This is a genomic window from Acetobacter lambici, from assembly GCF_011516885.1.
In the GTDB taxonomy this organism is placed as follows: domain Bacteria; phylum Pseudomonadota; class Alphaproteobacteria; order Acetobacterales; family Acetobacteraceae; genus Acetobacter; species Acetobacter lambici.
The window spans coordinates 253,823-265,294 of sequence record NZ_WOTD01000001.1 but is presented as its reverse complement, the minus strand read 5'-3'; the positions used below and the strand labels follow the sequence as shown (position 1 = coordinate 265,294).

The 11,472-nt window shown below is 60.3% G+C and carries 12 protein-coding genes; 4 read left to right on the top strand and 8 right to left on the bottom strand.

What is annotated here, in order from left to right:
- Window positions 1-13: 13 nt before the first annotated feature.
- From minE to minC, 3 genes are all read right to left on the bottom strand, one after another.
- Window positions 14-298 carry a cell division topological specificity factor MinE gene (gene minE, locus GOB86_RS01265; RefSeq protein ID WP_165990574.1) on the bottom strand — a complete coding sequence of 95 codons (285 nt, stop codon included), beginning with the start codon at window positions 296-298 and terminating at the stop codon, window positions 14-16.
- Window positions 295-1,110: a septum site-determining protein MinD gene (gene minD / locus GOB86_RS01260; RefSeq protein ID WP_165990573.1), complete on the bottom strand. Its 816-nt coding sequence runs from the start codon at window positions 1,108-1,110 to the stop codon at window positions 295-297. Before minD ends, minE begins: the two co-directional genes overlap by 4 nt.
- A 149-nt stretch (window positions 1,111-1,259) precedes the next feature.
- Window positions 1,260-1,955 carry a septum site-determining protein MinC gene (minC, locus tag GOB86_RS01255; protein ID WP_165990572.1) on the bottom strand — a complete coding sequence of 232 codons (696 nt, stop codon included), beginning with the start codon at window positions 1,953-1,955 and terminating at the stop codon, window positions 1,260-1,262.
- 185 nt (window positions 1,956-2,140) lie between these two features.
- On the opposite strand from minC, the gene GOB86_RS01250 reads away from it, so the two are divergent.
- Together GOB86_RS01250 and GOB86_RS01245 are read left to right on the top strand one after the other, a co-directional pair.
- Window positions 2,141-2,809, top strand: a complete 669-nt coding sequence (locus GOB86_RS01250) for a glutathione S-transferase family protein (protein ID WP_165990571.1) — start codon at window positions 2,141-2,143, stop codon at window positions 2,807-2,809.
- Between the two features lie 28 nt (window positions 2,810-2,837).
- Window positions 2,838-4,013 carry a BaiN/RdsA family NAD(P)/FAD-dependent oxidoreductase gene (locus tag GOB86_RS01245; RefSeq protein WP_165990724.1) on the top strand — a complete coding sequence of 392 codons (1,176 nt, stop codon included), beginning with the start codon at window positions 2,838-2,840 and terminating at the stop codon, window positions 4,011-4,013.
- Window positions 4,014-4,079: 66 nt separating this feature from the next.
- On the opposite strand, the gene rsmI is transcribed toward GOB86_RS01245, so the two are convergent.
- On the bottom strand, window positions 4,080-5,045 hold the full coding sequence (gene rsmI / locus GOB86_RS01240) for a 16S rRNA (cytidine(1402)-2'-O)-methyltransferase (protein WP_165990570.1): 966 nt from the start codon (window positions 5,043-5,045) through the stop codon (window positions 4,080-4,082).
- Here rsmI and GOB86_RS01235 point away from each other — a divergent pair.
- The gene (locus tag GOB86_RS01235) at window positions 5,033-6,484 is read left to right on the top strand and encodes a penicillin-binding protein activator (protein WP_165990723.1); all 1,452 of its coding nucleotides are present in this window, start codon (window positions 5,033-5,035) and stop codon (window positions 6,482-6,484) included. The two genes, rsmI and GOB86_RS01235, sit on opposite strands and share 13 nt — an antisense overlap.
- Window positions 6,485-6,561: 77 nt before the next feature.
- Here the strand turns inward: GOB86_RS01235 and GOB86_RS01230 are convergent, their stop codons facing one another.
- The 3 genes from GOB86_RS01230 to GOB86_RS01220 form a co-directional block, all read right to left on the bottom strand.
- A complete protein-coding gene (locus GOB86_RS01230; RefSeq protein WP_165990569.1) occupies window positions 6,562-8,160 on the bottom strand; it encodes a tetratricopeptide repeat protein in 1,599 nt (532 codons plus the stop codon).
- Between the two features lie 140 nt (window positions 8,161-8,300).
- Entirely contained in the window at window positions 8,301-8,891 is a 591-nt protein-coding gene (locus GOB86_RS01225; RefSeq protein ID WP_025827163.1) for a CarD family transcriptional regulator, read from the bottom strand.
- A 66-nt stretch (window positions 8,892-8,957) separates the two neighbouring features.
- On the bottom strand, window positions 8,958-9,833 hold the full coding sequence (locus GOB86_RS01220) for a bestrophin family protein (RefSeq protein WP_165990568.1): 876 nt from the start codon (window positions 9,831-9,833) through the stop codon (window positions 8,958-8,960).
- A 156-nt stretch (window positions 9,834-9,989) separates the two neighbouring features.
- Here GOB86_RS01220 and fghA point away from each other — a divergent pair, with 156 nt between their 5' ends.
- Complete coding sequence (fghA, locus tag GOB86_RS01215) at window positions 9,990-10,862, top strand: S-formylglutathione hydrolase (protein WP_165990567.1); 873 nt, start codon at window positions 9,990-9,992, stop codon at window positions 10,860-10,862.
- Between the two features lie 14 nt (window positions 10,863-10,876).
- Here fghA and GOB86_RS01210 read toward each other — a convergent pair whose 3' ends face one another.
- Window positions 10,877-11,467, bottom strand: a complete 591-nt coding sequence (locus GOB86_RS01210; RefSeq protein ID WP_165990722.1) for a YdcF family protein — start codon at window positions 11,465-11,467, stop codon at window positions 10,877-10,879.
- Window positions 11,468-11,472: the final 5 nt, after the last annotated feature.

Sequence of the window (11,472 nt, the reverse complement as noted above, 5' to 3'; positions counted from 1 at the left end):
ATCTGGCGTGCAGTCAGCTTTTTTTTGCGTTTTCGGGCCTGTCGGTCAGGCCGGGAACCTCAACATCAATTTCCAGCACCGAGCATTGCGCACCCCGGTCCATTTTGATCTGGACCTTGTCCTGATCAACCGCCACATGCCGCTTGATGACTTCCATAATCTCGCGGTGCAACTTGGCCAGCAGGTCGTCCTTGCCGTCACCAACAGCAATACGTTCGTGCGCCAGCAGGATCTGTAACCGATCGCGGGCAACCGGTGCCGATGAGCGGCGCTTGAAGATGCTGGAGAGAAATGTCATGCGACTCTCCGTCTAAACAGCCAGTCAAACAGGCCTTTGCGTTCTGTGGGAATGGTGACTTCCACCTTCTCTCCCATCAGGCGGCGTGCGGCTTCGGTATAAGCGCGGGCTGGCGCGCTTTCCGGTTCTGCAATGGTTACGGGCGCACCCACGTTGGACGCCTTGAGCACGTCCGGGCTTTCGGGGATAATGCCCAGCAGCGGGATGGACAGAATTTCCAGCACATCATCCGTACCCAGCATGTCGCCGCGTGCGGCGCGCTGCGGGTCGTAGCGGGTGATCAGGAGGAACTTCTCCATTTTCTCGCCAGCTTTGGCTTTTTCCGTCGTGCTGTCCAGCATGCCGATAATACGGTCGCTGTCGCGCACGGAGGAGACTTCGGGGTTGGTCACGATCACGGCCATATCGGCATGGTGCATGGCCATTTGCGCGCCACGCTCAATGCCTGCGGGGCTGTCGCAGATTACCCAGTCAAACTTTTTGCTCAGATCGGCAATGACCTTGGCAACGCCTTCGGGGGTCAGCGCGTCCTTGTCCCGCGTCTGGGAGGCGGGGAGGAGGGAGAGCGTGTCTACCCGCTTGTCCTTGATCAGGGCCTGCGCAAGGTTGGCGTCGCCCTGAATGACGTTGATCAGGTCGAACACAACGCGGCGTTCGGCCCCCATGACCAGATCGAGGTTACGCAGACCAACGTCAAAATCAACCAGAACCACGCTCTGGCCCGCCTTGGCGAGTGCTGCCCCAAGAGCTGCGGTGGTGGTGGTCTTGCCGACACCCCCCTTGCCTGACGTGACGACCAGAACCTTTGCCATCAGTCTTCCTCTTCCTTTGTAAGCCGGTAAAGCCGCATGCTTTATGCCACGGCGCATTCTGGGTGTGACATTACAATCTGTGCGCGAAAATGAAACTTATAATGTGACATTAACACGGTTTTTTATAGCATGTTTTATTCAAACCCGCATCAGGGTAGGGGTTTGAATACCAGAGTTTCCCCCGCCAGCAGAACCTGCGCGGGTTTGGAGGTGCATTTTGCATCCATTTCTTCCGCCGTAGCGTAGAATCCGTCAATGGCGACAAGCTCGGCAGCAAGGTTACGCGTAAAAATCCGCGCCTCCGCATTGCCGCCAATTCCGGCAATGGCCCGCCCGCGCAAGGCTCCGTAAATATGCACGGACCCACCCGCCGTGACTTCCGCCCCGGAGGACACGGCTCCCAGAACAACCACGTCGCCATCGGGCCATATAATGTGCTGGCCCGAGCGCACGCTTTCCTCCACCACAAGTGTGGGGGGCAGAGTAGGGGTTTTGTCACCCTCGGGTATGCTCACAGGGCCGGAGGCGCGGCCACCCATCGGGGTTTCTGGCCATGCCCAGTCGGCCACGGCGGGCCAGGACCTGTCGCCCCCTTCTATGCCCAGCACACGTATGCCCCGTTCGTGTAGCGCGGGGAGCAGGTGGTGCAGGTCGGGTGTGTTGGCCTGCATCAGGCTGAGGTCAAGAATGACCGGCTTTCCAGCAAAAAAACCCACCGCACGCTGGATCTGGTGGTCCAGTGCGGCCAGCCAGTCTACCAGCGGTGTTTCCGGCGTGAGGGTCAGGGCCAGAAAAGACCGCCCAGACATACGGATGCGGGGGGAGTGGGAATGTGTGCCGGACAACGAACAGATGCTCTCTCAAAAACAGGAACGCCAGTTAGCGTGTAGAATAACAGGGTTGTATTGCAACAGAGAAGTTTGTGTTGCGCGTCAGTTTTTGCCGCGTAAAGGGGATATGTGGAAATTGATGGCTCCTGCCGGGTTTTCCCTCTGGCGTGGCTGCATGCAATGGCATAAAGCACTAGGGTATGCGTACCCTGTTCCATTCCCCCCTTTCGCCCGCCAGCCGCACGGTGCGCCTTGTGCTGGGCGAAAAACGCCTGCCGTTTGAAGCTATTGTTGAACGTGCATGGGAAAAACGCCCCGAATTTCTGGCCCTGAACCCCGCGGGCGAAGTGCCCGTTCTGGTGGAAGATAACGGATTGATCGTACCCGATGTGTACGTGATCTGCGAATATCTGGAAGAGGCCTATGCCGATATTCCCCTGCTGGGTCGGACGCTGGCCGAGCGCGTGGAAGTACGCCGTGTTGTCGCATGGTTTGAAACCGTGTTCGCCCGCGAAGTCTCCGGCCGGTTTATTGATGAACGGGTGATGAAGCGCCTGAGCGGGCGCGGCAACCCCGATGGCGGTGCGCTGCGCGAGGCATATGCCTCCATGCGTCCGCTCATGAAATACGTGAACGATCTGGCCGAAAACAGGAACTGGCTGGGTGGGCACTTTTTGTCCCTTGCCGATTTTACGGCCGCAGCCCATCTGTCCTGCCTCGATTTTATTGGCGATATAGACTGGGCCAAGGTACCTGCCGTGCGGGACTGGTACGCTAAAATGAAGTCCCGTCCGTGCTTTCGTCCGCTGTTGAACGACCGCGTTTCCGGCATTACGCCGCCTGATTACTATACCAATCTGGATTTCTGATATTTTGACACAAAATAACGCAGCACCGATGTTTGATGTTCTTGTTATCGGTGGTGGGGCAGCGGGGTTAATGGCAGCCCTGACGGCAGGCCAGCATGGCCGCAGTGTGGCTGTGCTGGAGCATGGGCCGGAAGTCGGGCGCAAAATCCTGATCTCTGGTGGCGGACGGTGCAATTTTACCAACCAGACCATGCGGGCGGACCGGTTTTTGTCCGCCAACCCGCATTTTGTCAAATCCGCCATCAGCCGCTACCAGCCCAGCCATTTTCTGGACCTGCTCGCAAAGCACCGCATTGCGTGGCACGAAAAAAAACTGGGCCAGCTTTTTTGTGACAACTCCGCCCACGACATTGTTCAGATGCTGCTCAATGAGTGCGCGGCCGCCCATGTGCGTATCCTGACCGATGTGCGTGTGTATGACGTGAGCAAAGCCGATACCTTCCGGGTCCAGACATCGCGGGGGGATATGACCGCCCGCGCCGTGGTGCTGGCAACGGGCGGGTTGTCCATTCCCAAGCTGGGGGCCAGCCGCTTTACGTACGAGATGGCGCGGCAGTTCGGTCTTGGCGTTATCCAGCCCGAACCAGCACTTGTCCCGCTGACCTTTGGCGGGGAGAGTGATGAATGGGTGCGCGCATTGGCCGGACTTTCCCTGCCTGTGCGGGTGACATGCGGCAAAACCGCGTTTGAGGAAGCCCTGCTGTTTACGCACCGGGGGATGTCTGGCCCGGCTCTGTTGCAGATTTCGTCCTACTGGTCTGCCGGGCAACCGCTGTTTGTGGATTTTCTGCCCGGTCAGGATATTGCCGACCTGTTGATGAAGCTGAAAAAGGAAGGCTCCAAGGCAAAAGGTGCCGGAGCACTGGCCCGCTGGCTGCCGCAGCGTCTGGCGCATGCGCTGGTGGAACTGGGAGCGCCCGAGCGCACACTGGCCGAATGGGCGGACCGCGATATCCGCCTTATGGCCGATCGGGTGCACCGCATGGAGTTAAAGCCACAGGGGACGGAGGGCTTTGCCAAGGCAGAAGTCACGCGTGGCGGGGTGGACACCAAGGCTTTGTCCTCACGCACCATGGAGGCGCAGTCCGTGCCGGGGCTGTATGTGGTGGGCGAGGCGGTGGACGTAACCGGCTGGCTGGGTGGCTATAACTTCCACTGGGCATGGGCCAGCGGCCATGCTGCGGGTGAGGTCGCGGGCGGGTAAGGGCATTTCTGCCCCTTCCACGCATCCACTCCACGCCGCATTTCCCGCTTTTGGCGGTTGCCCGGCTTACTGGTTTTTGAGTTCTGCTGCCAGTTCCAGCGCACGTGCATAGACCGTGCGTTTGGGTAGCCCGGCTGCTGCGGCTGCCAGTGCCGCCGCATCCTTGACCGAGTGCGTGTCCAGAAGGGTGCGGAGTGTGGTGTCCAGATCATCGGCGGAGGTTTCAATCTCCGGGGCAGGGCCGAGTAGCACCGTAATTTCGCCCCGTGGTGGGGTCTGGGCGTAAAATGTGGCCAGTTCTTCCACCGTGCCGCGCTTGACTTCCTCAAAGCGTTTGGTCAGTTCCCGCGCAACCGCTGCCGGGCGGTCTGGGCCAAATACACCTGCCATGTCCGCCAGCATTTCCGCCAGACGGTGGGGGGCTTCGTGCCAGATCAGGGTTGCACTCAACCCTGCGCGTTCGGCTGCATGCAGCTTGGCGAAGGCGGCTGAACGCGCGGCGGAGCGAGGGGGAGGGAACCCCACAAACATGTAAGGGTGTGGCGGCAGACCAGACAGGACAAGGGCCGTCAGGGCTGCGTTGGGGCCGGGGATGACGGTTACGGGAATATCCGCATCAATGGCTGCGCGTGTCAGCCTGAATCCGGGGTCTGAGAGCAGGGGCATGCCTGCGTCGGAGACTAGGGCAATATGCGCCCCTTCGCTCAGGCGGCGGATCAGGTTGGGTACACGCTGGCGTTCATTGTGTTCATGCAAAGCTTCTGTCCGGACGGAAATGCCACGGTCGGACAGAAGGCGGGCGGTCATACGGGTGTCTTCGCACAAAACCAGATCGGCCCGCGCCAGCGCTTCGGCTCCTCTGGGGCTAAAATCTCCCAGATTGCCAATGGGTGTTGCAACCAGCACCAGACCACCTGAAAAACGCGCATGACTTGGCGCATCTGCTTCGGTATGCAAAGGTTCGATCCCATTGGAAGACGGTGCCTCGGACGGGGTGTTGGTAGAGGATGATCTGGATGATGACGCGTGCATACTCGCTCCTGTCAGGGCTTTCCCGTCAAGGTCTGGGGGCAAACCGGGCATTGTGCAAGACCGGAGTGGCCGCCCTTGGTGTAACGGGGCTGATCCTTGCCGGGTGCGCCGACCAGTCCGCGCCGTTGGGGGCGGGGTCGGTTACGGCGCCTGCCACGCAGGCCACCAGCCATAAGGTCGGTGTGCTGCTGCCCTTGAGTGGCGCTAACGCAGCCCTTGGGCACGAATTGCTGGCAGGCGCGCAACTGGCGCTGAGCGGGGAAGGACTGCCCGCCGACATGCAGATGGACGTGCATGATACGGCGGCAATAGGTGGCGCGGCCTCCGCCACATCCGCCGCATTGCAGGCGGGAGATGGTATTCTGCTTGGTCCGCTGACCAGTGGTGATACTGCTGTTGCAGCCCCCCCGGCGCAGGCTGCGGGTATTCCCGTTCTGGCTTTTACCAGCGATATTACGCAGGGGCGGCCTGGTGTGTGGGTTATGGGTATAACCCCCGAGGAGCAGGTGCAGCAGCTTGTGGCGCAGGCCAAGCGGGAGGGACGGCAGCATTTTGCAGCCCTGCTGCCGGACAACGCTCTGGGCCACGCAATGGGTAATGGTCTGGTCAGTGCCTGCCGTGATCAGGGGCTGGCTGCTCCCAGCATTGCCTACCATAACGACACGGCGGACAGCATTAACCAGACATTGCGCCAGTTGTCCGCTTACGATGCGCGGGTGGCCGCCGTAAAGCAGGCCATGCCCGCAACCCCCGTGCCCGGCTCAACCACAACCAGCGGTAACCCGAGCGAAGTGCCTGCGCTGACCGAACTGCCCAAGCAGGCACAGTTGCCCGCAAGCCTTGCCGCCGCCCTTGGGCAGGACCCTAGCCAGCTACCACCAACACAGCAGCCAGATGGCACAGCTACCCCCGCTGGCCTTGTTGCCCCCGCAGGTCCCCAGATTACACTGGGCAGCCCGCCGTTTGATGCACTGGTGCTGGCCGATATTGGGCTGGGGCTGAAAAACGTATTGGACGCGCTGGCCGTAACGCAGGTCAACATGCCCGATGTCCGCATTATGGGGCCGGGACTATGGGCGTCTTTTGCCTCCAAGCTGGGGGCGATCAAGGGGGCATGGTATGCAGCACCCGACCCGACGTCCCGTCAGGCTTTTGTAACCCGCTTTATGGCGCGTAACCACCATATGCCCAAACCGCTGGCCGATATGTCCTACGATGCGGCAATGGCAACCCTGACTGTTGCCCGCAGTGGTGTGCCCGGCTACCCGGCTGCGGCCCTGACCCGTGTGGGTGGTTTTGCCGGGGTGGATGGCACCTTTACCCTGCTGCCCGATGGGCGTGTACGTCGCGCCCTTGGCGTGTTCGAGGTGATTGGTAACGGCTCCGACGCCCGCATGATCTCCACCCCGGTGCAGACGCGGGTGGGTGTATCCGGTTAAGAAGTAAACAGACCAGAATGCATAACAAAAAAGGGCGGCCCTGCTTATGTGGGGCCGCCTTTTTTGTTGCTGCTTGCTCAGGCGTGAAGTGCGGCCATGTCCGTTAGCACCTGCGCCACCCGTGCCACAACATCGTCCCATTGCCGTGGCGTGGTCTGGCGGATAATGCGCAGGGTTGGGTACCATGGCGTGTCCTCCCGCCCATGTAGCCAGCGCCAGCAATTATCGTAACGGTCCATCAGCAGCACGGGTTTGCCCAGAGCGCCTGCCAGATGGGCGACCGATGTATCCACCGTAACAACCACATCCAGCCCCATGATCAGGGCTGCCGTGTCATCCAGCGTGTGCAGGCTGTCCGTTGGGTCGTGCAGCACCATGCCCTCTGGTGGGTCCATCATCTGTTCGGCGTAGGGGCCTTTTTGCAGGCTGATCAGGTTAACCCCCTCCACCGCTCCCAAGGGGGCCAGTGTGTGCAGGGTCATGGAGCGCCTGCGGTCGATCATATGGGCAAAATGGGAGGTCGGGCGTGGCGCGCCCCCCCAGACCAGCCCCACATTCAGTTTGCCATTCCTCGGCAAAAGCGGGGCCAGAGCGGCAACCTTGTGGCTGTTGGCCCGGATATACGGCACGGCCGCACCCCATGGCTGTGCTGTGGAAGCAAAAACCCGTGGCAGGCTGATAAAGGGGCAATGCCAGTCATACACGGGGGTGGTACCACCAACCTGCACGCTGTGTACGCCGGGTATGGCGCGGCATAAATCCGCCAGTGCTTGTGGGACCCACAGGTGGATTATGGCTCCACGCTCGGCAAGAGGCTGCACATAACGCGCGAACATGAGCGTATCGCCCAGACCTTCCTCATGCGTAATCAGCACCCGCTGGCCGGTCAGGTTTGTTTGGGGGCCAAGGGTGGGTAACAGGCGTTCCATGGGCAGGCTGGTATGGCCCGGCAGGCGGAAGCGCCATTCATGCGCGCTCCAGCCCTGTGTGTAATGACCGGCCTTGAGCAGGGCTACGGAGTAATTGACCCTGATCCGCGCATCCTGTGGGCGCAGGGCCAGAGCCTGCCTGAAATACGTAAAGGATTGCTCCATCTGCCCCAGTGCTGCCAGTACGGAGCCAATATTGGCCAGTGTGGCCACATCCTCCGGGGCCTGGGGCAGGCAGGTAGTCAGGCACTGCAAGGCAGTATCAAGCGATCCACGTTCGGTATGGGCCATGGAGAGCAGGTTATGGGCAAGCATGTCCTGCGGTTGCCGGGTGGTTGCTTCTGTCAGGGTGCTTATGGCGGCATCAAACTGCGCGCTCTGGACCAGCAGGTCGCCCAGAGCGGTGTTGATCCGGTTGTCCGTTGGAGCCAGTTGGCTTGCCGCGCGGCAGACGGCAATGGCTGCTGCACGCTGGTCCAGTGCGACCATGAGCTCGCTCAGGTCCTGTAGGGGGTGCTGGCTGTCCGGGTTGCGTAAACCTATGGTGGCCAGAATACGGGCCGCATCCTGTATATCGCCCTCACCACACAGGCAGAAGGCGTGCAGAATCAGCGCCTGTTCGTTCTGTTGCGCAACAAGGGGGGCCAGCAGGGCGCGTGGCTGGCTGAACTGGCCTGCCTGTATGGCCTGCATGGCGTGGCGCAGGGTTGTCAGGCTGGTGCGGGTTGTGGCGGAAGGGGGCTGCATGGTTATAATCCGCAAGGTTTACGGGTGGGCTACAAAAATATTCCCCACACGGCAGGGCATAAAAAAACCCGGCAGGGCGGGGAGCCTTGCCGGGTTGGGGTCAACTGGACCAGAAGAAAACGCACCGGAGACCAAAAACCTCAGGCGGCTTTCATGACCGCGGTCAGTTCTTCCAGAACCGCGTTGGGTTCTTTCTTTTCCAGCACGGCAACTTCAGCCACAAAACGCTCCTGTGCGGCTTCAAACAGTTTACGTTCGCTAAAGCTGCCGTCCAGACTGTCCACGTTGCGGCGCAGGTCACGCAGGACTTCGGCAATCTGCACCAGATCACCGGAGTTGATTTTTTCCTGATAAGCCACGGCGCGGCGTGCCCACATGCCTTTGCTGACATGGGGTTTACCCTTGATGATGGACATGGCCTTGTCCACAATCTCGCGCGAGACAATTTTGCGCAGGCCGGACTTGCGGGCCTTGGACAGCGGGATGCGCAAGGTCATCTGGTTGCCGGGGAAGGAAATCTGGATGACTTCCAGCTTGGTCCCGGCAATTTCGTCAATCCCGATCCGGTCTACACGCCCAACGCCGTGAGCGGCATAGACAATAGCATCCCCTTCCTGAAAAGGATCTTCGTCTTTCACCTTGGTTTTGGCCTGGGCTGCAGTCGTGGCGGCAGCGGTGCGTGCCATTGCATCTGTCACGCCGCCTTTTGGAGGTGTTCTAAACGTGTTCATGGTCGGGACCTGTAGCATAAAATGCGCTGATTGTCTGCAATATAAAGAATAGGGGCGGCAATGCCCTTATTGCTGGACGCCATTGTGTGTTTGCAGGGGGGGCGCTGTCTGGTCGCCTGTGGGCTGGACCACGTCAATTTCAATATTGCGGGCCATGGTGGCCATGGGCAGCGCATGTGGCGTGCCCGAAAAAGGGTTTTGCAGGTCGTCGGCACTCTTGTCCAGAATAAGGAACAGGCACCCCACGAGCGAGGAACCCAAGGGTGTAATCCATTCCAGCGTCTGCACCATGGACAGGGGCAGAACAATGCAGAAAATATTCACCAAAGCGCGGGGCAGGGCGGAAAACTGCATGGGTAGGGGCGTGTTGCGAATACGCTCAAGCCCGCCCTGTGCATTGGCGATATCGGACAGAATGCGATCAATCTGCCCGTGGACCGCGCCATCTATGCCCTTGCGTGTAACCTCCTCGGTTACACCAAGGCCGATCTGGTAAAGAATGGCGTTGGGCTTGTTGCGATACGGGGCAATGGCCTTGAGCATTTCTGGCGGTAGCAGGCGCTCCACATCCTCGGTTGCATCCACCGGGCCGAGCGCCATGCGCAGGGCATGGGGGTATGCGGCTATGGCGTACATCAGGTCATGGCGGTCACCCAGCAGTGTGCCTGCCTGCCTGCCAAAGGAGCGGCAGTTGTTGGTAATTGATCCCCACAAAGTGCGCCCTTCCCACCAGCGGGCATATGCGCTGTTGGAGCGGAACCCCATGAACAGCGCCAGAGCGGAGCCGATAAGGGAGACAGGCAGACTGGGCTGCTCCATCCATTCCTGATGGAAAATCTGAAAGAGAATGACAACAACCAGATCCCACGCAGCCATAAGCAGGATAACCATTAAAATTTCCCGCGTGATAATGCGTAGGCCGACCTTCTGGTCAACGATCATTCAAAAATCTCCGGTTCTGTATGCAGGGGGCGGAATGCCCGGTGTCATTTTAACACACAATACATCGCAGGGTTGCCTGCGAGATTATGGTTTGTGCATGCTGGGCAATGGTAAGCATGAGCTGGCATGGCTGACCAGATGAAAAGGGATGCGGGAATGACTGAAGCAACAGGGCTGACACTGCTTGAAGAGCATAACGCTCACGGCGGGCGCGTTATGTTTTACCAACATCCGTCCAGCGTACTGGGCCTGCCCGCGCGGTTTGGCGTATTTTTGCCGCCCTCAGCCATGCAGGGCAGCAGGGTGCCGGTTGTGTACGCACTGGCCGGACTGACCTGCACGCAGGAGACTTTTCTGATCAAGGCAGGAGCGCTGGCCGAAGCCGCCCGGCTGGGCATTGCCCTTGTCACGCCCGATACCTCCCCACGTGGTGCGGGTATAGAGGGAGAGGCCACGGACTGGGACCTGGGAACAGGGGCGGGGTTCTACCTGGATGCAACACAGCAGCCATGGGCGCAGCATTACCGTATGGGGAGCTACATAGCGCAGGAACTGCCTTTGCTGGTGGAGGCCGCCCTGCCGCTGGATGGTGCAAGGCGCGGGATCATGGGGCATTCCATGGGCGGGCATGGGGCGCTGGTGCATGGTTTGCAGGCTCCCTTGTTCTGGAAATCCATTTCCGCCTTTGCCCCCGTTGTGCACCCCTCCATTGTGCCATGGGGCAAAAAGGCGCTCTCCACCTATCTGGGTGCCGATCACGCCGCATGGCGCGCGCATGATGCGGTGTGCCTGCTGGAAGATGGATATAAGCACCCATCCCCCATTCTGGTGGATACGGGTCTTGCGGACCAGTTTTTGCAGCGTGAGTTGCAGCCGTGGCATCTGGTGGCTGCCGCCGAAAAAGCAGGGCAGGCGCTGATCTGCCGTGAGCAGGCGGGGTACGACCACTCCTACTGGTTTGTGCAGAGCTTTGTGGCCGAGCACCTGCGCCACCACGCCGCAGTGCTTGGTGTGCCTGTGCCCGCCTGATCTGGCGGGTGACCCTAGAGTGAGGGGTTGCGCTTCATGCCTGCCAGCGCGCCAAGCCACTTCATGTATTCCATGCCCATCAGCCGGATTGTGGAGAGCCGCCATGGGTGTTCCATGGCGGGGGGCATAACCGGGTAGGGGCTCAGGGTTACGCCGGGCAATGTACGCCCCAGTTCCAGCATGGCGCGGCGCATATGGTAGCCTGCGGTTACAATAATCAGGCTGTTCATGTGGTGGTCCGCAACCCAGACCGCGGTTTCGGTTGCGTTACCAATGGTTGAACGGGCCTGATACCCCAGTGTAATGCGGGCCGCCAAATCTGGCGGAGTGGTTGTGGGTAGCAATGCACGCACCGATGTTTGCAGGTCCACGCCCGAAATAAGCAGGCGGGCATCCGGGTTGCTGGCAAGCAGGCGGAGCGATGTTTCCACCCGCCCCGTGCCACCTGTCAGGGCAACAATGCCATCGGCATGCAATGTGGGTGCGGGGGGCTGGCGTGCGTCATAAATAAACCAGCCAAACCCCACCAGCCAGCAGGTGCCAGCCAGCAGACAGGTTTTTTGCAGCAGAGGCCCAAAGCGTTGGCTCAGGCGGGGCAGGGGCATGGTGT

Bases quoted from the DNA above. Each gene is read 5' to 3' on its own strand.
- minE (WP_165990574.1), bottom strand. From the start codon at position 298: ATGACATTTCTCTCCAGCATCTTCAAGCGCCGCTCATCGGCACCGGTT.
- minD (WP_165990573.1), bottom strand. From the start codon at position 1,110: ATGGCAAAGGTTCTGGTCGTCACGTCAGGCAAGGGGGGTGTCGGCAAG.
- GOB86_RS01250 (WP_165990571.1), top strand. From the start codon at position 2,141: ATGCGTACCCTGTTCCATTCCCCCCTTTCGCCCGCCAGCCGCACGGTG.
- GOB86_RS01245 (WP_165990724.1), top strand. From the start codon at position 2,838: ATGTTTGATGTTCTTGTTATCGGTGGTGGGGCAGCGGGGTTAATGGCA.
- GOB86_RS01235 (WP_165990723.1), top strand. From the start codon at position 5,033: ATGACGCGTGCATACTCGCTCCTGTCAGGGCTTTCCCGTCAAGGTCTG.
- rsmI (WP_165990570.1), bottom strand. From the start codon at position 5,045: ATGCACGCGTCATCATCCAGATCATCCTCTACCAACACCCCGTCCGAG.
- GOB86_RS01230 (WP_165990569.1), bottom strand. From the start codon at position 8,160: ATGCAGCCCCCTTCCGCCACAACCCGCACCAGCCTGACAACCCTGCGC.
- GOB86_RS01225 (WP_025827163.1), bottom strand. From the start codon at position 8,891: ATGAACACGTTTAGAACACCTCCAAAAGGCGGCGTGACAGATGCAATG.
- GOB86_RS01220 (WP_165990568.1), bottom strand. From the start codon at position 9,833: ATGATCGTTGACCAGAAGGTCGGCCTACGCATTATCACGCGGGAAATT.
- fghA (WP_165990567.1), top strand. From the start codon at position 9,990: ATGACTGAAGCAACAGGGCTGACACTGCTTGAAGAGCATAACGCTCAC.
- GOB86_RS01210 (WP_165990722.1), bottom strand. From the start codon at position 11,467: ATGCCCCTGCCCCGCCTGAGCCAACGCTTTGGGCCTCTGCTGCAAAAA.